Raw genomic sequence first — 20,856 nt, forward strand, 5'->3', positions numbered from 1 at the left:
AGGACATGGGATCACCTGCGCAGGGGAGCCTGGCGCCGATCAGCGCCGCGCATTGGAACGCCGAGCGCGCCGCGCATCTGATGCGGCGCGCGGGATTTGGCGGCACCCCGTCTGAGATCGCAGCACTCGCCGCCATGACGCCTGGCGCAGCGGTGGAATTGATGATCCGGGGGCGCGCCGACGGCCTGGTTCTGCCCGATTTCGAGGAATCCGGTTTCTGGGAGCCCTGCCTGGCCGATTTTCCCCCATCGCGCCCGGCGACCACGGACAAGGCCGCCGAAACCGGCGAGGTGATGGGGGTCAAGGTCAAGCCTGGCGGGCCGCGACCGCTGCAACCCGCCACCAACCGTTTCTTTTACTGGCGCAGGGCCAGCATGCTGGAAACGCGCCGCGTGGCCTTCTGGTGGCTCGACCGGATGCTGCGCAGTGGCCATCCGCTGGCCGAGAAGATGACGCTGTTCTGGCACGGCCACTTCGCGACCGGCGAAGAGAAGGTGCGCGATTACCGCAAGATCAAGTTGCAGATCGACACGCTGCGCGACGGCGGATTGGGCAGTTTCCGCGACCTTCTGACGGCGGTGGCCAAGGACCCGGCGATGCTGGTCTTCCTGGACGCCACGCACAACGTCAAGGGCGCCCCGAACGAGAATTTCGGGCGCGAGGTCATGGAACTCTTCACCATGGGCGTCGGCAACTACACCGAGGACGACATACGCGAGGCGGCCCGCGCCTTCACCGGGTGGGGCAATGATGACCTCGAGTTCCGGTTCGACGAGACCCTGCACGATGCCGGCGAAAAGACCTTTTTCGGACAGACCGGCCCGTTCGATGGCGACGACATCCTCGCCATGATCCTCGAGCAGGAGCAGACGGCCATCTACATCGCCTCCAAGATCTACCGCTTTTTCGTGCGCGAGGAGATTTCGCCCGCCTTTGCCCGAGAACTGGGGGCACTGTTTCGCGACGGCGACTACGAGATCGCCCCGTTCCTTGCCACGCTCTTCGCGTCCGAGGATTTTTTCTGCGATGCCTCGGTCGCCACGCGCATCATGTCACCGACCGAGCTGGTCGTTTCGACCTATCGAAAGCTCGGTCTGCAGCAGATGCCGGGGATACCCGACCCCTACACGGTCGGCACGACGCTCGGCCAGATCCTGCTGTATCCCCCGACCGTCGCAGGCTGGAGCGAGGGCCGCGCCTGGATCACGCCGGGCCTGCTGTTCGAACGCGGCAATTTCGCGCGCGAGGTGATGTTCCCGGACATGATCTCCTTCACCGACCCGAACCACGACCCCGGCGACATCGTGCGCCGCACCAACGACAAGATCAACGCGGGCCTCGAGATCACGGCGGCGACCCTCGAAGAAGGCGCCGCCCCCAGTGCGACCGCAGGGATCCAGGAAAGCTTCAACACGCGCTACGGCAACCTTTCGGGCTGGCAAGAGGCGTTGCGCAAGCTGAAGCCGATCCCGCGCGCCGCGGCACAGTTCGACCTGACGGCCATGCTGGCCGACGAGGGCGCCAACACGACGGAAGAGGCGGTCGACCTCCTGGCAGCCCGGCTGCTTTGCGTGCCTTTGACCGCGCCGTCGCGCACCGCGATCATTGAGATGCTGACCGACGAACTCGGTACGTCCGACCTGGCCGCGGCGCAGGGCTTTACCGAGTACGGGCTGCGGCTTGCCGCGCATGCGATCATGTGCACGCCGCAATATCAACTCACCTGATCCTTCCCGCAGGAGCCGACACATGGCCAAGTCTCCAGAGCTTTCAAGCGAAGAAAGACAGCACCTCGTGCGGTCGGGGTATGACAGCATCGTCCTCAAGGGGGCCGGTGGCATCGCCGCCGCGCCGGTCTGGTCGAAACTCTCCGGACAGGAATCGAAGGGCCGGATACTGGTGATCGTCGAGCTGTCCGGCGGCAATGACGGGCTCAACACCGTGATCCCCTATGCCGACGACGCCTATTACCGGGCCCGCCCGCACCTCGGCATCCGTGAAAACCAGGCCCTGCGCATCGACGATCACTTCGCCTTCCAGCGCACGATGTCGGGGTTCGAACGTCTCTACAAGGACGGGCAGATGGCCATCGTTCACGGCGTCGGCTATGACCAGCCCTCGTTCTCGCATTTCTCGTCGATGGCCTTCTGGCAGACCGGCGCGCCGAACAGCGGCGAGGCCCATGGCTGGCTGGGCCGCATGGCCGACGCGATCGACCCGCAGGGGCATGTCCAGAACTTCCTCGTGAATGTCGATGACCACCAGTCGCTGGCCGTGAATGCGAAGCACCACGTGCCGCTGGTCTTTGACGATCCCGACCGGTTCAGCCGCCGCGTCTTTCATCCCGAGGCCGAGGCGATCGCCATCGGCGACAAGCCGGGCAACGGTGGCCAGAATTCCGCGCTTGATTACCTGTTCGACATCGCCGCCAGTGCCAGCCGGTCCGAGCGGCTGGTGCGCGACGCCTGGGCCAGCTACGAGACGCCCGTCGATTACGGCCTGGTCAACTGGGGGCTGGAACGGGTGGCGGCGCTGATCGCGGCCGATTTCCCGACGCAGGTCTACTACGTGCCGTTCCGCAACAACGCCTTCGACACGCATGTGCACCAGGCGAACCTGCATTCACGGCTCCTGTCCTACACATCCGATCACATCGCCGCCTTCCTGCGGGACATGGACCGGCTGGGACGCGGCGACGACGTCGTCCTGATGGCGTTCTCCGAATTCGGGCGGCGGGTGGCCGAGAACACCAGCCAGGGCACGGATCACGGCACCGCCGGCCCCGCCTTCATCATCGGCAAGCCGATCCATGGCGGCCATTACGGCGGTGTGCCCAGCCTGACCGACCTCGACCAGGGCAACCTGAAATACACCACGGATTTCCGCCGCATCTATGCCACGCTCATTCGCGGCTGGATGGGCCATGGCGCCGTCGGATCGATCCTGAACAAGGACTTTGACCCGCTGCCGGTCTTCGCGGCAGCGGCCTGAGCGATATGCATGCCCGCGCGACGCCGGGCGAAAACCAAGGGAGCCATGATGTTCGAAACTGCCACCTCTGCACTCCGCTCCGCGCTGAGTGCCGCCGCCATTGTCACGCTTGCCGGGGCCGGCACGGCCTTCGCGCAGGATTTCCCCGAGTTGACGGTCACGCTTGCCACCGACGACAATGTCTTCAACCCGACCACGTCGTCGGTGTTCCAGCTGGCCCAGGACCTGGGGTTCTTTGACAAGCACGAAGTGAAGGTCAATTTCATCGGCCTCGACGGCACGCCCCTGGCCGCCGCCGCCCTGCAATCGGGGGATGTCGATGTGGCCCATATCAGCATAGATGCCGCCATTCGCCTCGATGCAGGCAACGACCTGCCGGTGCGAGGCTTCCTGTCTGTCGGCGCGGCGATCCCGTTCCTGATCGCGGCCAAGTCCGAAATCGCGTCGCTGGAGGATCTCGAAGGCCACAGTTTCGCGATCTCCGATATCGGCGGGCTGGACCACGCCCTCACCCAGGCCGTGCTGCGTAGTTACGGGCTCGACCCTGACTTGCCGGATTATGTCGCCATCGGCGCGCCATCGGTCCGCGTGCAGGCGCTTGCCGTCAAGCGCGTGGATGCAACGACCGTGTCATTCGGAACCTTTGCCGCGGTCGAGGATACGCCGGGCCTGCATGTCCTGCTGCCGGCAGATGCCTTCGCCGCGCGCGCACCGGCCCTGCCGAAATTCCTGGTGGTGCGCGAAGACAACATCGACGCAAAGCGCGAGGCGCTGCAGCGATTCACGGATGCGGTCATGGATGCCTCGCGTGAATTCGCCGCCGATCCCGAGCATTGGATCGACGCCGCGGTCGAACGACGCCCGGACCTGTCGCGCGACAGCATCGAAAAGACGGCCCGGCTGAACAGCACCATGTGGTGTGTCAATGGGTGCCTGCGGCCGGACACGCTCAAGGCGTCGATGGATTTCGCCTATTCCAACCCTGATTTCAGCGACGTTCCGGTGATCGGCGTGGATGACCTCATTGATTTTAGCTTCACCGATGCAGCCCTGGAAAAGATGGGGGTGGCCGAGACGACGGGCCTCGACAGCCGGAACTGACGCGCCGGCGCCCATTGGCTGAAGGGGGTGAGCCGGTGTTCGGCAGGGGCGTCTGTCCCAATCGGGTCGAAAAATCCGGCAGGCGATTTGGCAGGAAGGCCAGCGCCGTGACACCGCATGGCGGATGGACTGCCGCCCCCTCAGACGATGTCCCGGGAGGTGGTCATCGGGGCATTGTCAGGTTGATGGTGCTGCCCGAGCGTGCGGCAGGCGCGGCGTTCCGATACGCCAAGTACCCGGCGCACATGGTCAATACACTTTCGGCGACGCGAAGGGCTCAGAAGTTTCCCCTGGCTTCCTCGGTCAAGATGAGCCTGTACGAGGCAAGATCGGACACCGCTCGTCGCAGCCGCTGGTTCTCTTTCTCCAGTTCCTTCAGCCGCGCAACCTGCGAACGCTGCATCCCGCCGTAGAGCTTCCGCCATCGGCAGAACCTTTGCTGCGTCACGCCGATCTGGCGCACAGCCTCGGCGATCGTCGCGCCTTGCTCCTGCAGAACCTCAACCCGCCGAAGTTTCGTTGTGATGTCTTCGGGCTTATCTCGTTTGCCTGCCATCGTCGTAGCCCTCCATGATACGGGTTAAACTATCCCAAGGGGTGGACCACTTCGGTGGGACAAGACCCAAAGAAGCATGGCTGTCCGCTTCACCACCGCCGCAGCCATAGTCCATGAGCTGATGGAGGCCCGAGACGAACGGCAGCTCCTGCGACGTCAGCAGCAATTGGTGAACCAGAAACTGCTGATCATCGACGAACTGGGCTTCGTGCCCCTCAGCAAGACCGGCGCCGAACTGCTGTTCGAACTGATCTCACAGCGCGTCGAACCCGGCTCGATCCTGATCACATCGAACCTGCCGTTCGACGAACGGACGGAAAGTTTCGGATCGGAACGCCTCGCGGAAGCGCTGCCGAATCTGCTGACCGACCATGTCTCTATCCTCGAGATGAACGGAGACAGCTATCGCCTCGCACAAAGCAAGGCCCGGCAGAAATCCTGAACCAAGTAACAGATTTGGTCATGACGGACCAAGGCGCCCCGGCAACCGCCAACTAAATGGAGAGCGCGGCTGCCGAGGCGCAAGTCATGCCCATAGTGGCCGACTGTTGCGCCGCCCCATGGCCGGATTTTGCTCCCCCGTTGACAGCGTAGGCATCGGCAAAGATCGTGCGGTCGGTCAGCGGCTGGTCTTGGCCGGGCAGGCCTTAATGCGGGGCGTAACAGGTCGGGGACAAGGGGTCTCTCCTGGTGTTTGGCGCAGTATGCGGCGCGGACGCGGGCGCGGCGCTGCAAAGGCCCGAAGATCGGTGACGACCCTTTCGGAAATCTTGAAAATGCGGGCTCAGGCCAGCGCACGCACCACGTAATGCGGCGAGCCGTCCCAAGTCAGTTCCCAGCTGGCGCCGGGGCGGACGTTCTGGATCGCGTGCGGCTCGAAACAGACAAGGCAGTTGCCGCCGGGCGCAGGCGCGCGGACCGAGGGGTAGACCAGCCCGCGAGAGCCGGCGCGGCGCAGATCCTGCGCCAGTGCCTGCCCGGCCGGGTAGCCAAGCGCGGGGTCGGGGTCGAGCGCCGGGTGATCCGGCATTCCGGTGAGGTCGTCGAAGTTGCCGATGAAATCGGCCAGCAATTCGACGTAGCGCGCGCTGTCGTGGTAGCTGCCGGCAAAGCCCAGCTCGCGCGTGCGGTGGTAGGCGACCTCGGAGACCGAGACGAGCACGTCCCAGGCGCAGTACCAGGCCCCGCGCGTGGCGTCGTTGAAGCGGTTGCCGCCCGCCCGCGTATAGGTGAAGGCCGCGTTGACATGGCTGTCGCCGTAGATCCGCAGGTCGCCCTGCCGCCGCTGCCAGGCCAGTTCGCGCGGGTCGAGATGCGGGTTGCGCCCGGCCTCGGCGGTGAGGCGCCCGCTGGTCATGCCCTCGATCCCGGCGAGGATGGCCAGCTCGTCGTCGGTATCGACGAGCCCGCGCAGCGCGGGGGGCTTGTGGTAGGTCGCGGGCAGCAGCCGGGTGAGACCGCGATCCGACAGGTCGATTTGCCTCATGCACCACCGCGCAGCGCGTCGAGATAGGTGCGGATGGCGAGGATCTGCGGCAGCCCGCCGTCGATTGCGCTGTCGACCGGGCGCTGGCCGCCGAACAGCGGCCCGGTGTTGGGCCGGGTGACCCAGCTGCGCGCCAGCGGTTCGGAGAAATAGAGCTCGAGCGACTTGTAGATGCCGATCACCGCGCTGAGCCGCAGCATCTGGTCCTTGGTCAGCTCTCCGGCGAAACCGGGCTTGCGGGCGCGTTTCCAGGTGCTTTCGGACATGTCCGCCAGCCCCGCCGCCTCGCGCAGGCCCAGCGACCATGCCTCGACGATGCGGGCATAGGCCTTGAGGGCGACGGCGGTTACTTCGGCCGGGGCGGGGGTCTGGGCGGCAAGTTGCATCGCGGCTCTCCTTCGTGACCTTCAAGATAGTCCATATGGACCGAATGTAAAGATCATATGGGCGGCGCAAGGCTGGGGCGGTGGCTGGTTCCGGGTGGGTCCGGCCACCCAGGGGGTCAATAAGCGAGCTGCTTGTCCACGATGTTCGCCAGCGCTTCGCCGCGCATGTAGCGGGCGAGGTTGTCGCGGAAGATCTCGTAGCCGCGGGTCTTGGTCTGGGTGGTCGTCGCGCCGTTGTGCGGGGTGATGATCGTGTTGCGCAGGGTCCAGAAGCGGTCGCCTTCGGGCAAGGGTTCCACCGTATGGGCGTCAAGCCCGGCGCCGGCGATCCAGCCTTCGTCGACCGCGCGGAACAGTGCGTCGTCATCGGCGATCCCGCCGCGCGAGAAGCAGATGTAGAAGGCCGAGGATTTCATCGCGCGGAAGGCCGCCGCGTCCAGCATGCCCGTGGTTTCGGGCGTCTTGGGTGCGGTGACCACCACGTAATCGGAGGCGGCGAGGAAATCGTGCAGCCTGTCGTGGGTATACATCCGGTCGAAATGCGCGGCCGGCCGGTCGCTGCGGCGCAGGCCTAGCGTGGTCATGTGGAACGCCTTGCACTTGGCCGCGAGGTCGGTGCCGGAATGGCCGGTGCCGATGATGCCTACCGTGGCGCCGTTCAGCTCACCGTGAAAGAAGCGGTCCCAGCGGCCCTGCTGATGCGCCTCGATCCAGCGCATGGCGTTGCGGCTGAGCATGAGCATCAGCATCATCGCGTGTTCGGCCAGCGGCACGGCGCCGTTGCCCTTGGAACTGGTCAGCACCACGTCGCTGTCCACGAAGGCCGGGTAGACCTGTGCATTCGGCCCGGCGGCCCAGGAATGCACCCATTTCAACCGGGTCGCGGCGGGCAGCGCCTCGGGGCCGACGGCGCCGGCGATGACCTCGGCCTCGCCGATGCGGGGCAGCATTTCGGCCGGATCGGCGAAATAGGTCAGCTCGGCCCCGGGCGCGAGGGCGCGAAGTTCTTCCATGCGAGCGTCGTCGATCTCTCCGGTCAGGAAGACGGTGGGGGCGGGGGCGCTCATGCGATCACCAGCGCGTTGGCGGGGGATCCGAAAGCCTTGGGGATGTTCAGCGGCACGCTGACAAAGGCGAACTCATGCTGGCCGGTCTCGCGGCAGTGATCGGCGAGGTCCTCGAGCTGAACAGCTCTCCGAGGTAGATGCCGAGGCGCTTGAGCGCGCCCGCATGCAACTTGCCCTCGCCCATCGGGTTGGGCTCGACCGAGGGGTTGTCGGCGACCAGCGCGAAGGTGCGGGCTGCTTCCCAAATGTCGAGCGTGTCGGGCAGCACGCCGGGCGAGACCGGGTTGAAGCCGGGCGTGCCGGCGCGCCAGGCGTCGGGATTGGCCCGCACGCGGTTCTGGAAGCCGGTGTAGAAGATCGCCGCATCGCCCGGGCGCAGGGTCAGGCCGTGCTGGTCGAGATAGGCGTTGATCGTCGCGGCGTCGATGTTGCGATCGGTGGGCAGGTAGCCCTGCTCGTCGGCGCCAAGAAAGCGCACCATGTCGAAGAACACGCCGCGGGTGACGATGCCGCCCGACAGGGTGGCCATGCCCAGCGTCTTGGAGCCGAACTCGGGGTAGGTGTCCTCGAGCCCGGTGTTGTTGTAGAAGACGCCGCTGTCGCCGGGTTCGATCACGCCCCAATGGGCCAGCGCGTCCCAATGGCTGTGCGATTGCAGCGCCAGCTCGACCCAGTCGTCGTTGACCACGTTGAAGCGGCCGTCGCCGATCGGGCGGGTCTGGTTCTGCATGCGGGCATGGTGCACCATCTCGGGCCGGCCGATGGTCCTGGTGTCCAGCGCCAGGTTCAGCGGCATCACCTTGCCGTGCCGCACGAGGCTGAGCGCGGCCAGCGTGGCCGCCGCGTCGATATGGTCGTAGCCGCCGCGCGGGCGCGTGCTCGCGCCGGGGCGGGCGGTCAGGGAGTCGACGTCGATAAGGTCAGTGCACATGGGTTGCGGGTTCCGGTTCGGTTGCGTCTGTCTGGGGGGCGTCCAGCGGGAAATGGCAGGCGACGCGCTGCGCGCCCTCCTGCCTGTCCAGCTGCGGCACCTCGCGGGCGCAGATGTCCTGCGCCAGCGGGCAGCGGGTGCGGAAGCGGCAGCCCGATGGCGGGTTCGCCGCCGAGGGCAAGTCGCCCGAGATCGTGTAGGCCTTCTTGGAATCGGCCTCGGCCTTGGGCACGGCGTCGATCAGCGCCCGGGTGTACGGGTGCCGGGGGCGGGTGTAGACCTCTTCGGCGGGGCCAACCTCGACCAGCTTGCCCAGGTACATGACGCCGATCGTATCGGCCATGTAGCGCACCACCGACAGGTCGTGCGAGACGAACAGGTAGGTCAGACCCTTGTCCCGTTGCAGGTCGCGCATCAGGTTGAGGATCTGCGCCTGGATCGACACGTCGAGGGCCGAGACCGGTTCATCCGCCACGATCACCGCCGGGTTCAGCGCCAGCGCGCGCGCCATGGCCAGGCGCTGGCGCTGGCCGCCCGACAGCTCGTGCGGATAGCGGTCGTACATCGAGGGCGGCAGGCCGACCTGCTCCATCAGCTCGAGGATGCGGCGGGTCCAGTCGCGCGGGGCGCCGTCCTTCTGGATCATCAGCGGCTCGCGCAGCACCTCGTTCACGCGAAAACGCGGGTCCATCGAGGCGGTGGGGTCCTGGAACATCAGGTGCACGTTGCGGCGCCGCTTGCGCAGCGCGCGCTTGCCGAGGGCAAAGAGGTCCTCGCCCGCGATCTCGACCGCGCCGTCATTGGGACGGTCCAGTGCGGCGACGATCCGCGACAGGGTGGACTTGCCGCAGCCGGATTCGCCCACCAGCCCGAAGGTGGTGCCGCGCGGGATATCGAAGCTGACATCGGCCACGGCGCTGATGCGGGTCTCCTCGCGGCTCAGGAAGGATCCGCCGCGCAGGCGGAATTCGCGCACGACATGGCGCAGACTGACCGCCGCGTCTTGCCGGGAGGAAGCGGACGCGGCGGCCTCTGCCGCGTGGGCCGCGCCGCGCCGGGGCGCGACGGTAAGGCCCTGCACCGGGTGGATGCAGCGCGCGACATGGCTGGGCGAAAAGCGCCGCTCTTACGGCGGGGCGCTCTTGCAGGCCGCGGTGGCATGTTCGCAGCGCGGGGCAAAGCGGCAGCCCGGCGGCGGGTTGTGCAGCTCGGGCGGGCGGCCGGGAATGGCGTAAAGCCGGTCGCCCCGGCCTGCTGCGCGGTCGGGCAGGGCGGCAAAGAGACCCTCGGTGTAGCGATGGCGCGGGGCGCGCAGCAGTTCGTCCGTGCGTCCCGTCTCGACCACCTGGCCGGCATACATCACCGCCACGCGGTCGGTATGGCCTGCCACGACACCGAGGTCGTGGGTCACCAGGATCACCGCCATGTCGAGCTTGGCGCGCAATTCGTCGATCAGCTCGAGGATCTGGCGCTGGATCGTCACGTCAAGCGCGGTGGTCGGCTCGTCCGCGATCAGCAGCTTGGGCTGGCAGACCAGCGCCACGGCGATGCAGATCCGCTGGCGCTGGCCGCCCGACAGTTCGTGCGGGTAGCTGTCCAGCCGCTCGGCCGGCTGCGGGATGCCGACCAGCGTCAGCGTCTCGATCACCCGGGCGCGGATCTGCGCTTCGGTCATCTGGCGGTGCAGGCGCAGCGGTTCGGCCACCTGGTCGTAGATCGTCATCGTCGGGTTGAGAGAGGTCATCGGGTCCTGGAACACCAGACCGATCTCGTTGCCGCGGATGTGCCGCATCTCGGAGGCCGAGAGGCTGGCCAGGTCGCGCCCGCCGAACTCGATCACGCCCGAGGCGACGCGGCCGCTGCCCGGCAGCAGCCCCATGATCGAATAGGCGGTCATCGACTTGCCGCAGCCGGATTCCCCGACAAGGCCCAGCGTCTCGCCTGAGCGGATGTCGTAGCTGACCCCGTCGACGGCGCGGATGGTGACGGCGCCGGCGCGGAACTCGGTGCGCACGTCGCGCAGGCTGAGGACGACGTTACCGGGTTTGTGCAGGTCGTCCTGCGGATCGACGATGTCCTTCATCACAGCCTCCCTTCGAGGATTTCGGTACGGATCCGCGGGTCGAGCGCATTGGTCAGCGCCGCGGCGAAGAGGTTGATCCCGACCACGAAGACCGTCAGCGCGACACCGGGCGCCAGCGCGTAGATCGGCGCCTGGCTGAGGTAGAGCCGGCCGCCCTGGAGCATGTTGCCCCAGCTGGGCGCGGGCGGCTGCGCCCCCATGCCCAGGAAATCGAGCGCCGAGGCGATGATGACCGCGCCATAGACGGCCGTGGCCAGCTGCACGATCAGCGGGGCAGCGATGTTGGGCAGGATGTGGCGGGTCATGATGAAGAGGTCGGTGGCGCCCATGCCGCGGGCGGCCATGACATATTCGCGCTCCATCGATTCCAGCACCTTGGCGCGGGCCAGCCGGGCAAAGGTCGGCGCGACGCCGATGCCCACGGCGATGCCGACGGAAAAGTTCGACGGGCCCAGCACGATCACGGTGCAGACGCCGATGATGATCAGCGGAAAGGCGAAGGCGATGTCGCACAGGCGCATCAACACGGTTTCCAGCCAGCCGCGGTAATAGCCCGACATCACGCCAAGCGCGATGCCGACCGACCCACCGCTGAGCACCGCGATGGCCGCCACGCTGAGCGAGGGCCGCGCGCCGTAAATGATGCGGCTGAACACGTCGCGGCCCAACTCGTCCGTGCCCAGCCAGTAGGTGGCGTTCGGGCCCACGAGGGCGTCCATGTAATGCGTCTCGAGCGGGTTCCACAGCGCGACCCAGGGCGCGAAGGTTGCGGCCAGGCAGATCGCCAGCGTCACGAGAAAGCCGATCAGGCCCGAGGGCTGCACCAGCAGCGCCTTGAGGAATTCGCGGAACGGGCTGCGTTGCGGCAGGCTGGCGGCCAGGTCGCGGGCGCTGTCGACGGCCCGGATGTCGCCGTGCATGGCGTTCGGAGAGGTATCGGTCATGTCTTGGCTCCGGTCAGTCGGATGCGCGGATCGATCAGCGTGTAGCTGAGGTCGGTCAGGAAGTTCACGATGACGAAGATCACCACGTAGAGCAGCAGAATCGCCTGCACGGTGGGATAGTCGTTCATGTTGATCGAGTTGATCATCAGCAGCCCGAGGCCGGGCCAGGTAAAGACCGTCTCGATCACCACGGCGCCGCCCAGCAGGTTGGCGATGGCCACGCCGAAGACGGTGACGATGGGCACCAGCGCGTTGCGGGTGACGTGCTTGCGGATCACCCGCATGCGCGAGGCGCCCTTGGCCTGCGCGAGCCGGATGTAATCTGCGTTCAGCACTTCCTTGTACGAGGCCCGGATAAAGCGCGCCTGCGTGCCGGCCATGGCCAGGCCCAGCACGAGGCAGGGCATGATCATGGTCTTGACCGAGGCGACGGGATCATCGGCCAGGCTCACGTAGCCGCCGACCGGCAGCCAGCGCAGGTAGACCGCGAAGAGCAGGATGGTCAGCAACCCGATCCAGAACACCGGCGCACCGGACAGGAAGGACGCGATGGCGGTCAGCGCCGCATCGACCGCCCGCGAGCGCGAGATCGCGGCCGCCGCGCCCATGGCAAAGCCGAAGATGGTCATCACCGTCACCGCGCCGATCAGCAGCACCAGCGTCGGTTCGACCCGCGCGGCGATCAGCCCCGAGACCGGCACCTTGGCCACGTAGGACCGACCGAAGTCGCCCGAAAGCGTGCCGCCGATCCAGGCGAAGTACTGCGTGACGAGCGGCGCGTTCAGGCCCATTTCCTCGCGGATCGCCTCGACCGTTTCGGGCGTGGCATCGACGCCGGCATACATCGCCGCCGGGTCGCCCGGCACCAGCCGGATCACGAGAAAGATGATGATGCTCGCCGCGAAAACGGTGAGAACGCCCTGGAAGGCGCGCTGCAACAGGTATTCAAGCACGGCCTGGCCCTCCTTTTCGAAATGGGGCCGCACGCGGCGGGCGCGTGCGGCCGGTCACCTCGGCCGTCAGTCAGAGACCACGACGTCGTTCACATAGGCCATGCCGAACGGGTCGAGCTTGAAGCCTTTGAGGTCGGGGCGCACGGCGTAGATATAGGGCCGCGTGGCGATCGGGATGATGAAATCCTCTTCGGCCAGCATGCGGTTCACCTGCTTGTAAAGGTCGATCCGCTTGTCCGTATCCGCCTCGGCCTGGGCCGTGTTCAGCAGCGCGAGGTATTCGTCATTGCTGTAGCCCGACAGGTTCGTGGGCGCGAAGGACGGGCCGATGAAGAACACCGCCGGGTCGAAGACGCCCCAGGGATACCAATCGGCCTGGATCTGGAAATTGCCCGAGCGCACGTTGTCCGACAGCACCGAGGACGACAGGTCGAGGATCTTCAGCTCGACCCCGATCTTGGCCAGGTCTTCCTGCCAGATCGGCGCATAGGCTGTCAGCTCGGGCTGGCGCTGGCTGCCGCCTTGGAATTCCAGCGTCAGACCGTCGGGGTAGCCCGCCTCGGCCAGCAGCTGCTTGGCGCGGTCGAGGTCATAGGCGCAATCCTCTTCGACCTCGGGCGTATAGGCTGGCGAGCCCGCGGGCAGGTGGCTGCAACTGGCGGTGCTGTTGCCGCCGGTCATCAGCTTGGCAAAGACCTGGCGGTTGATCGTGTGACCCAGCGCCTGGCGCACCAGCTTGTTGTCGAGCGGCGGCTTGGCCGCGTTGGTGCGGAACATGAACGAACCGGGCGGCGTGTGGCTTTCCAGCTTCATCCCCTGGCCTTGCAGCACGGTCAGCTGGCGGAAGTCGGGAAAGGCCAGCACGTCGATCTGGCCGCTTTGCAGCGCCGCCATCAGCGAGGCATTGTCGGGATACATCGGGAAGGCCAGCGTCGCCACCTGGGGCAGGCGGTCGCTGTCCCAGTAGCCGTCAAAGCGTTCGAGCACCAGCTTGGTGGCGGGGCTGAACTCGGCCACGCGGAACGGGCCGGTGCCGTTGGGCTTGCTGACGATGTCGGAGGTGAGGTCCATCATCGGCAGCACGGCAAAGACCGTCAGCACCTGCGGCGCGGCCTCCGGAAATTCCAGCTGCACTGTCAGGTCGTCCAGCTTGGTAAAGGTGCCGGTGCGCAGAAAATCGTTGCCCGTCACCCGGTTGACCGGATCGAGCGCCTATTCGAGGTTGGCCATCACCACGTCGGCGTTGAACGGCTTGCCATCGTGGAAGGTCACGCCGCTGCGCAGGAATACGGTGATGGTGCGACCATCCTCCGAGATGTCCCAGCTTTCGGCCAGTTGCGGCTGCGGGCCGTCGTCCCAGAACACCAGCGCGTCAAAGATCGAGTGAATCCAGGGCATGTTCCCCTGGTAGACCTGGTGTGGCAGCAGCTGGTTGACCGCGGTCGAAACGCCGACGTCCAGCCGGTCATCCGCCGCCAGCGCGGGGTGCAGGGGCAGGGCCGCCAGCAGCGCCGGCAGGGCCAGTCCGCGCAGCAGGCGGCCGCCGCGGGTGGCTAGGCCCGCGCGGTTCGGCGTGTCGGGTCCCGTTCTTAGGTGTGTCATGTCGCTTTTCCTCCCATCTGTGCATTTCGGACCGGACGATCAGTCAGGGCCGGCTGGCGATCAGATCCCCTGGCGCGCCATGCGCTGCGGGGCCTTGGCGCCCAGGCCGCTCCTCCGTGGCCCGGGACGAATCCCTAAAACAGTGATAACAGGCAAAACAGATCTATACCAAACGTTTTTATTTGCGTCTTCACATCTACCTATGTCAGAAACTAAGTCACCAAAATATAGGAATAAGTGCTGATAGAGCAGCACTTTCGTTAGCCAAACATAACTAACGGAGTCCGCAATCGTTTACGTCCCGCCGGGGCGGGTCCGGGGCCGTCCGGTCGCAGTCCGGGCCAGCCCAGCCGCCGGCCTGTCATCCGGGACCGCCCCGGGCGACAGGTCGTCGGGGCGGAGTTCTGGTTGCCTCGCACGGGCGGTGCGGTCAAGGTCCGCCGGCGCGGGGCGGGTGTGCGCCGCGCGCGGCTCAGGCCCAGGTGACCTGCACCGCCTCGGTCAGCTCGAAGGGCGGCAGGGCGATCGACAGGCGGCCATTGACGCCGGTCGCGACCTCGAGCGCCCGGCCCGAGGCGACCAGCTTTGCCCCGCCGCAGCGCCGGCCGACCGGCGGCACGATATGCAGTTGCACATTCGACACCGGGTAGAGACGGCGCAGCGGGCCCTTCATCATCATCGGGTTGGTGAGGTTGGTCACCAGCGCCAAGGTCTCGTCCCGGCCCTCGCGCAGGGCGAGGTCGACGACGCCATCGGCCGTCACCTCGGCCTCGGGGGTCTTGCCGAGGCACCAGCGCACGGCGTTCTCGATCAGCCGCTGGTGGTCGGCGGCCATCACCTCGTGGAAGGTGGCGCCGATGTTCCAGGGGATATGCACCGTGCACCCGCCCGCCGGGGTCTCGCGCGCGATGAGTGCCGGGGCCACGGGGGCGTCGCGGGGGTAGACCTCTTCCATCGGCAGGTCGGGGAAGTCGGGCACGTAGAGCAGCGGGGCGATTGCATCGCCCACCGCCTCGACCGTCATCAGGCGCAGCCCGCCGATGAACCGCTCGGCGCCGTCGTAGCCGGCGGTCAGCGGATGGTCTTCGGCGATATGGACATAGGTGTTCTTGACCGGGCCGCGCGGCCGCGCAGTCATCCGGCTGCCAAGCGCCGCCTCGAGGCCAAGCCGGTCGCGCGGGGTGGCATCGGCGTCGCAGGTGGCGCTTTCCCCGGCGACCAGCAGGCGGCCGCCGCGATCGACCCAGGCCTCGATGGCCTGGCATTGCGCATCCGACAGGCAGACCGCGTTGGGCAGGATCAGCAGGCGGAAGCGGTCGATGGCGCCGGGTGCCCCGAGTTCGGTGTCGGACAGGAATTCGAAGGGCAGGCCGGCCTCGACCAGCGCGTGGTAAAAGCCCTTTTCATCCACCTCGGCGGCGCTGCGCGCCTCCCAGCCGTGGTGGCGCAGGGTGGTCGCGGCATCGAGGATCGCGATCTCGGCGGCGGGCTGCGTCCGCGCCAGCGCGGGCTCGAGCGCGGCATGGGTGGCGAAGGCGCGCTCGACCGGGGCGATCCAGCGGCGGTCGGGCACCACGGCGTTGAACTTGGTGTACCAGGGCAGCATGCCATGGGCGGTGCCGTCAGTGATCCAGGCCTCGGTCTCGGGCGCGGTGTTGACGCTGTCCTTCCAGCGGTGCTGCGGCTCTTCCGGCCTGACCGAGGTGATCAGCACGGCAGGGCGGTCGGGGAAGACCGCCCGCATCCGCTTGCCGTTGCGCCCGGCCATCCAGACCGGCTGCACGCCGTGGCGTCCCTGGTGATCGACCACGAGGAAGGGGCAGTGCCGCTCGATCAGCACGGTTTCGAATTCCATCAGCATGTTGCCGGCCATGTTGGGGATAAAGCTGGCATGCGGGCGCTGCGCGCGCACCACCTCGTCCCATTGCACGACGAGCTTGCTCAGCACCTGGCGTTTCCAGGCCGACCAGGCGCGGTAGGCCGGGTCATCCGCGTCGGCCTCGCGCGGCAATCCAAGCCCGCTGAAGGCGTGGAACTGGTCGCGGCAGGCATCGCAATAGCAGATGCCGTGGCCCTGCCAGCGGTTGGCGAAGACGGCGTCGATGTCGTAGTCGCGGGCCAGCTCTTTGATCACCTTGGGCATGAACTCGGTGTTGTAGCCGCTGGCGTAGGCGCAGGTGACCCAGACATCGGGATAAGCCCAGTGCCGCCGCTTGTTGCCGTCGCGGTCGACGGCGATCCATTCGGGATGGGCATCGGCGGCGTCCTGGTGGATCGCATGCGGATCGACCCGGGCCATGACATGCATCCCCAGCGCGCGCGCGCCGTCGACCAGCCGGCCGAAGGGGTCGGTGTCGCCGATGTCCTTGCTGACGTAATGCAGCGGCACCTTGCTGGGATAAAAGGCGATGTAGCCGCCGGCGCTGAGGCAGACCGCGTTCGACCGCGTGCTGCGGAAGATCTCGAGCCAGAGGTCCGGGTCGTAGCGGATCGGGTCGTCCTCGACAAAGGTCAGCTGCGACCAGCGGGTGGCGGTGCGGTACCAGTCGGGCTGACGCAGGCGGTCCGCTTGCGGGGTGGGCAGGTGCTGGTTCATGACTGTCATCCTTTGGTCTGTGGCTATGGGTGGCCCCGTGCGCGCTTCAGCGCAGCAGGATCGCGCGGAAATCGTTGACGTTGGTGCCGGTCGGGCCGGTGGTGAAAAGGTCGCCGAGCGCGTCGAAGGCGCCCCAGGCGTCGTTGCGTGCCAGCCGCGTGGCGCCGTCGCACCCGGTGGCGCGCAGCCGCGTCGCCGTCGTGCCATCGGCAAAGGCGCCGGCGTTCGCCTCGCTGCCGTCGATGCCGTCGGTATCGGCGGCAAGGGCAAGCAGGTCGGTGCCCTCGGCCGCCAGCGCGAAGGCCAGCAGGAACTCGGTGTTGCGCCCGCCGCGCCCGTCGCCGGTGCGCAGCGTCACGGTGGTCTCGCCGCCCGAGAGCAGCACGGCGGGGCGCCGCACCGGCCGGTCGCGCAGGGCGACTTCGCGGGCGATGGCGGCATGGACGCGGCCGACCTCGCGCGCTTCGCCCTCGATCGCATCGGACAGGATCGCGGCGGTGACGCCCGCCGCTTCGGCCCGCGCCGCCGCCGCCTCGAGCGACAGCCGGGCCGAAGCGATCACGCGCACCTCGTTGCGGGCAAAGACCGGGTCGTCCGGGCCAGGCGCGGCGCCTTCGGGGCCGGCGAGATAAGCGGCGACGCGCTCGGGCAGGGCGATGTTCCAGGTGTCCACCAGCGCGCGCGCTTCGGCGCGGTCGCGGGCATCGGGCACGGTGGGGCCCGACGCCACCTGCGCCGGATCGTCCCCGGGCACGTCCGAGACGACCAGGGTCACCACCCGCGCCGGGGCGGCCAGCGCAGCCAGCCGTCCGCCCTTGATCCCCGAGACCTGTTTGCGGATCGCGTTCATCACCCCGATGGGCGCGCCCGAGCGCAGCAGCGCGGTGTTCAGCGCCGCCTCGTCCGCCACCGTCAGCCCGTGCGGCGGGTCGGGCAGCAGCGCCGAGCCGCCGCCGCAGACCAGCGCCACGACAAGGTCATCGGCGGTCAGCCCGCTCACCGCGTGTTTCAGCGCTGCGCTGGCGGCGAAAAGCCCGGCCAGGAAGGTCCTGTCGTCGGTCATGGGGTCGCCTTCAGGTGTAGCGGATGCGCGGGTCGAGCCAGGCCAGCAGCAGGTCGGACAGCAAGGTGCCGATTACGGTCAGCACGCTCATCATCATGATGAAGCTGCCGGCCAGGTACATGTCCTGCGACAGCAGGGAGTTCAGCAGCAGCGGCCCGGTCAGCGGCAGGTTCAGCACCACGGCGGTGATCGTCGCACCCGAGACCAGCGTCGGCAGCACCCAGCCCACGGTCGAGATCAGCGGGTTCAGCGCGATCCGCACCGGGTAGCGCATCAGCAGCGTGCGTTCGCCCAGCCCATAGGCGCGGGCGGTTTCCACATAGGGCTTGTCAAGCTCGTCCAGCAGGTTGGCGCGCAGGATGCGGATCAGCGCCGCCGTCCCGGCCGAGCCGAGCACGATGATCGGCAGGATCATGTGCAGCATCATGTCGCCCAGCCGCGCCAGGCTCCAGGGCGCGTTGCGGAACTCGGTTGAGAAGAGCCCGCCCCAATCGGCGTCGAAGTAGCGAAAACCGATGAAGAGCAGCACGAGCGCAAAGAGGAAGTTCGGGATGGCGAGGCCGATCACCCCGAGGAAGGTGACGAGGTAGTCACCGAAGCTGTTCTTGCGCACGGCCGAGTAGATGCCGATCGGGATGGCGATCATCCACATGAAGGCCAGCGTCAGCGCGGCCAGCACGAAGGTCAGGCCCAGCCGGTCCCAGATCAGTTGCGACACCGGCTGGCGCCATTCCAGCGAATAGCCGAAATCGCCGTGCAGCACGATGTTGGTGATCCATTTCCAGTACTGGATGTAGACCGGGTCGTTCAGCCCGTAGCGTTCGCGAAAGACCTCCATGCTCTCGGATTGCACGCTGACGCCCTGCAGGCCCAGCTGGGCCACCATCGAGGTCACGAAGTCGCCCGGCGGCAGCTGGATGATGGCAAAGGACATCATCGAGATCGCGACGATGGTGAAGAACATGTAGATCAGGCGTCGGGTCAGGAAGGCCAGCATGTCGAAACGTCCGCGCAATCAGGAATGTCAGGGGGTGGGGGATGCGCCCGGCCCCGTGGCGGGCCGGGCGCGTTGGCGGATGCCGGTCGGCGTCACTCCGAGAAGTAGTACTGCTCGAGGTTGGACGCGCCGGGGTAGGTGTAGATGGTGCTTGCCATCATCGTCTGCGGCATGTTGTGCAGCTTGTTGGACTGGATGCCGTAGTCGCGCGTGGGCTGCATGATGCCGAAGGCGTAGAACTGGTCCTTTGAGATATCCATGATCTCGCGGAACAGCTCGGTGCGGCGGTCGGCATCGGGCTCGGCCAGGATCTGGTCATAAAGCTGCTGCTGCGTCTTGATGGCTGCGGGCGGCTCTTCGGGGTTGGCGTTGCCCTCGTAGTACTGGCCCCAGGAGGTCGCGTAGAACGACAGGAAGTCATAGGGGAAGTAGTAGCGCGGGTTGAACAGCGTGTCGGCCCCGCCCGAGGCCGACCAGACCGTCGCCTCGTATTCGTTGTTGGTCGCCCGTTCCCACAGCGCCGTGCGCTCGATGGTGTTGATGACCAGCTCGACGCCGACGTCGTTCCAGTAGCCGCGGATCAGCTCGGCCGAGTCGAGCCAGGGCTGCCGCACCACCGCGATGTCGAGAACGATGGTGATCGGGTTGCCGTCCGGCCCAAGGCGAATGCCGGAACTGTTCCGCTCGGTATAGCCCAGCTCGTCCAGCATGGAATTGGCCAGTGCGGGGTCGTACGCGGTGTACTGGGTGGCCATTTCCTCGTCGAAGAGCGGGGACTCAGGCCGTTCGGCCACCTGGTAGGGACGCCCCTGGCCCAGGTAGACCAGCTCGATGATCTCTTCGAGGTTGATGGCGTGGCTCAGCGCGATGCGGAAGTTCTTTTGCTGGAACAGCTCGCGCTTGACCGGATCCTTGGCGGTCTGGTTCAGCGACAGGATGTTCAGGTTGGCCCGGTTCGGCAGCACCTCGCGGAAGTGGTAATTGCCGCGCTCCTGGTTGTCGTAGAAGGTCCCGCGGTTCTCGGGAGTCGTCACGAAGCCGATATAGGTGTCGAGAAAGTCGTAATCCCCGTTCGCCGCGCGCAGCAGCACGACCTCCTTGTCGGCGGTCAGGTCGACCGTGACCGTGTCGATGTAGGGCAGCTGGTTCCCCTCGGGATCTACCTTCCAGTAATAGGGATTGCGCTCGAACACGACCTCTTCGCCGGTGCCCTGGCCGACCCCGGTGGTCACGACCCAGGGGTGCAGTGTCGGCACATCCGGGTTGCGATAGGCCGAGGCGACGTTGTGGAACCGGTCGACCCAGCTTTGCATCCCGGCCTCGCGGGCCTCCTGGTCGGCGTTGTCGTTGAACGCGGCGTGGAACTGGCGCAGGTAATGCTCGGGGTAAGTGGTCGGCCGGCCGGGGATGTCCTGGTCGGGGTCGATCACGGGCGTCGCCAGCGAGGTCAGCAGCAGCCCGTGCGAGCTGGGGAAGGTGAAGGTGAACGTGTAGGCGTCGATTTTCTCGGCCACCAGCGGCTGGCCTTCGACGACCGACCAGCTTGGCTTGACGGGCATCAGCTCGCTGTTGCTGTAGACATGGTCGTACCAGAACATGACGTCGTCGGTGTCGTAGGGTTCACCGTCGGACCAGCGCACGCCTTCGCGCAGGTGAAAGGTGAAAACGGTGGCGTCTTCGTTCACGTCGACGCTTTCGGCCAGGTTCATCACCACCTCGGGCACCAGCCCGTCGCTGGGATCGCCGGGCTGCCAGTTGTCCCAGCGGGTCAGGTTCTCGTAGCCGACGGTGCGGACCAGGGTCATGATGTCCGACGGCCCGCGCATGTTGGAGCGCAGGTTGCCGCCGTAGCGGCCCAGCTCGTCGAAGGGTTCGACGACCAGCGGGCCGGTGGGCATCCGTTCGGCCAGGGGCGGCAGCTCGCCCGCGTCGACGCGGGGCTGGAGCATCGGCGGCTCCTGCTGGGCGGCGGCCGGCAGGGCGAGGCTGGCGGCGGCCAGCCCTCCCGCGGCGAAGGTGCGCAGGCGTGTGCGCAGGTTGGATCTGGTCATGACGAGGTCTCCTCCCACTCGTTGGTTCGTCGTGTGGTCGCGGCCGGCG

At 67.0% G+C, this 20,856-nt stretch carries 15 protein-coding genes and 3 pseudogenes; 4 read left to right on the plus strand and 14 right to left on the minus strand.

Going from position 1 to position 20,856, the window contains the following annotated elements; genetic code table 11:
- Window positions 1-5 precede the first annotated feature (5 nt).
- From MF270_RS25865 to MF270_RS25875, 3 genes are read left to right on the plus strand one after another with little or no spacing between them, the layout of a single operon-like run.
- Window positions 6-1,727: a DUF1800 domain-containing protein gene (locus MF270_RS25865; RefSeq protein WP_238368539.1), complete on the plus strand. Its 1,722-nt coding sequence runs from the start codon at window positions 6-8 to the stop codon at window positions 1,725-1,727.
- A 22-nt stretch (window positions 1,728-1,749) separates the two neighbouring features.
- On the plus strand, window positions 1,750-2,991 hold the full coding sequence (locus MF270_RS25870) for a DUF1501 domain-containing protein (protein WP_238368540.1): 1,242 nt from the start codon (window positions 1,750-1,752) through the stop codon (window positions 2,989-2,991).
- Window positions 2,992-3,039: 48 nt separating this feature from the next.
- Window positions 3,040-4,092, plus strand: a complete 1,053-nt coding sequence (locus MF270_RS25875; RefSeq protein ID WP_238368541.1) for an ABC transporter substrate-binding protein — start codon at window positions 3,040-3,042, stop codon at window positions 4,090-4,092.
- A 188-nt stretch (window positions 4,093-4,280) separates the two neighbouring features.
- Here MF270_RS25875 and MF270_RS25880 read toward each other — a convergent pair.
- A pseudogene (locus tag MF270_RS25880) lies at window positions 4,281-4,648 on the minus strand (transposase); the annotation flags it as partial.
- Window positions 4,649-4,715: 67 nt separating this feature from the next.
- Between MF270_RS25880 and MF270_RS25885 the strand changes: the two are divergent.
- A pseudogene (locus MF270_RS25885) lies at window positions 4,716-5,090 on the plus strand (ATP-binding protein); the annotation flags it as partial.
- 342 nt (window positions 5,091-5,432) lie between these two features.
- On the opposite strand, the gene MF270_RS25890 reads toward MF270_RS25885, so the two are convergent.
- The 13 genes and pseudogenes from MF270_RS25890 to MF270_RS25950 all read right to left on the minus strand — a co-directional run bounded on the left by MF270_RS25890 (window position 5,433) and on the right by MF270_RS25950 (window position 20,807).
- Window positions 5,433-6,134 (minus strand): RES family NAD+ phosphorylase, encoded by a 702-nt coding sequence (locus MF270_RS25890; RefSeq protein WP_238368542.1) that lies wholly within the window; start codon window positions 6,132-6,134, stop codon window positions 5,433-5,435.
- On the minus strand, window positions 6,131-6,520 hold the full coding sequence (locus MF270_RS25895) for an MbcA/ParS/Xre antitoxin family protein (protein ID WP_238368543.1): 390 nt from the start codon (window positions 6,518-6,520) through the stop codon (window positions 6,131-6,133). Before MF270_RS25895 ends, MF270_RS25890 begins: the two co-directional genes overlap by 4 nt.
- Before the next feature lie 116 nt (window positions 6,521-6,636).
- Window positions 6,637-7,587 carry a D-2-hydroxyacid dehydrogenase gene (locus tag MF270_RS25900; protein WP_238368544.1) on the minus strand — a complete coding sequence of 317 codons (951 nt, stop codon included), beginning with the start codon at window positions 7,585-7,587 and terminating at the stop codon, window positions 6,637-6,639.
- A gap of 46 nt (window positions 7,588-7,633) precedes the next feature.
- Window positions 7,634-8,518: a cyclase family protein gene (locus MF270_RS25905; protein WP_238368545.1), complete on the minus strand. Its 885-nt coding sequence runs from the start codon at window positions 8,516-8,518 to the stop codon at window positions 7,634-7,636.
- Entirely contained in the window at window positions 8,508-9,599 is a 1,092-nt protein-coding gene (locus MF270_RS25910) for an ABC transporter ATP-binding protein (protein WP_238368546.1), read from the minus strand. Before MF270_RS25910 ends, MF270_RS25905 begins: the two co-directional genes overlap by 11 nt.
- Before the next feature lie 45 nt (window positions 9,600-9,644).
- Window positions 9,645-10,601 carry an ABC transporter ATP-binding protein gene (locus tag MF270_RS25915; RefSeq protein WP_238368547.1) on the minus strand — a complete coding sequence of 319 codons (957 nt, stop codon included), beginning with the start codon at window positions 10,599-10,601 and terminating at the stop codon, window positions 9,645-9,647.
- Window positions 10,601-11,545, minus strand: a complete 945-nt coding sequence (locus tag MF270_RS25920; protein ID WP_238368548.1) for an ABC transporter permease — start codon at window positions 11,543-11,545, stop codon at window positions 10,601-10,603. Before MF270_RS25920 ends, MF270_RS25915 begins: the two co-directional genes overlap by 1 nt.
- The gene (locus MF270_RS25925; protein ID WP_238368549.1) at window positions 11,542-12,498 is read right to left on the minus strand and encodes an ABC transporter permease; all 957 of its coding nucleotides are present in this window, start codon (window positions 12,496-12,498) and stop codon (window positions 11,542-11,544) included. The genes MF270_RS25920 and MF270_RS25925 overlap by 4 nt, the downstream gene beginning before the upstream one ends.
- Window positions 12,499-12,564: 66 nt before the next feature.
- A pseudogene (locus MF270_RS25930) lies at window positions 12,565-14,100 on the minus strand (ABC transporter substrate-binding protein).
- Window positions 14,101-14,572: 472 nt separating this feature from the next.
- Window positions 14,573-16,696, minus strand: coding sequence for an alpha-amylase family protein (locus MF270_RS25935; protein ID WP_238368550.1), 2,124 nt, complete (start codon window positions 16,694-16,696; stop codon window positions 14,573-14,575).
- A 46-nt stretch (window positions 16,697-16,742) separates the two neighbouring features.
- A complete protein-coding gene (locus tag MF270_RS25940) occupies window positions 16,743-17,759 on the minus strand; it encodes a glycerate kinase type-2 family protein (RefSeq protein ID WP_238368551.1) in 1,017 nt (338 codons plus the stop codon).
- A gap of 10 nt (window positions 17,760-17,769) precedes the next feature.
- The gene (locus MF270_RS25945; RefSeq protein WP_238368552.1) at window positions 17,770-18,756 is read right to left on the minus strand and encodes an ABC transporter permease; all 987 of its coding nucleotides are present in this window, start codon (window positions 18,754-18,756) and stop codon (window positions 17,770-17,772) included.
- 92 nt (window positions 18,757-18,848) lie between these two features.
- Window positions 18,849-20,807 carry an ABC transporter substrate-binding protein gene (locus MF270_RS25950; RefSeq protein ID WP_238368553.1) on the minus strand — a complete coding sequence of 653 codons (1,959 nt, stop codon included), beginning with the start codon at window positions 20,805-20,807 and terminating at the stop codon, window positions 18,849-18,851.
- Between the last annotated feature and the right edge of the window lie 49 nt (window positions 20,808-20,856).

Origin of the sequence: Mesobacterium pallidum, from assembly GCF_019966535.1 — a bacterium.
GTDB lineage: Bacteria > Pseudomonadota > Alphaproteobacteria > Rhodobacterales > Rhodobacteraceae > Mesobacterium > Mesobacterium pallidum.

Bases quoted from the DNA above. Each gene is read 5' to 3' on its own strand.
- MF270_RS25920 (WP_238368548.1), bottom strand. From the start codon at position 11,545: ATGACCGATACCTCTCCGAACGCCATGCACGGCGACATCCGGGCCGTC.
- MF270_RS25890 (WP_238368542.1), bottom strand. From the start codon at position 6,134: ATGAGGCAAATCGACCTGTCGGATCGCGGTCTCACCCGGCTGCTGCCC.
- MF270_RS25895 (WP_238368543.1), bottom strand. From the start codon at position 6,520: ATGCAACTTGCCGCCCAGACCCCCGCCCCGGCCGAAGTAACCGCCGTC.
- MF270_RS25950 (WP_238368553.1), bottom strand. From the start codon at position 20,807: ATGACCAGATCCAACCTGCGCACACGCCTGCGCACCTTCGCCGCGGGA.
- MF270_RS25900 (WP_238368544.1), bottom strand. From the start codon at position 7,587: ATGAGCGCCCCCGCCCCCACCGTCTTCCTGACCGGAGAGATCGACGAC.
- MF270_RS25870 (WP_238368540.1), top strand. From the start codon at position 1,750: ATGGCCAAGTCTCCAGAGCTTTCAAGCGAAGAAAGACAGCACCTCGTG.
- MF270_RS25940 (WP_238368551.1), bottom strand. From the start codon at position 17,759: ATGACCGACGACAGGACCTTCCTGGCCGGGCTTTTCGCCGCCAGCGCA.
- MF270_RS25935 (WP_238368550.1), bottom strand. From the start codon at position 16,696: ATGAACCAGCACCTGCCCACCCCGCAAGCGGACCGCCTGCGTCAGCCC.
- MF270_RS25915 (WP_238368547.1), bottom strand. From the start codon at position 10,601: ATGAAGGACATCGTCGATCCGCAGGACGACCTGCACAAACCCGGTAAC.
- MF270_RS25875 (WP_238368541.1), top strand. From the start codon at position 3,040: ATGTTCGAAACTGCCACCTCTGCACTCCGCTCCGCGCTGAGTGCCGCC.
- MF270_RS25905 (WP_238368545.1), bottom strand. From the start codon at position 8,518: ATGTGCACTGACCTTATCGACGTCGACTCCCTGACCGCCCGCCCCGGC.
- MF270_RS25945 (WP_238368552.1), bottom strand. From the start codon at position 18,756: ATGCTGGCCTTCCTGACCCGACGCCTGATCTACATGTTCTTCACCATC.
- MF270_RS25865 (WP_238368539.1), top strand. From the start codon at position 6: ATGGGATCACCTGCGCAGGGGAGCCTGGCGCCGATCAGCGCCGCGCAT.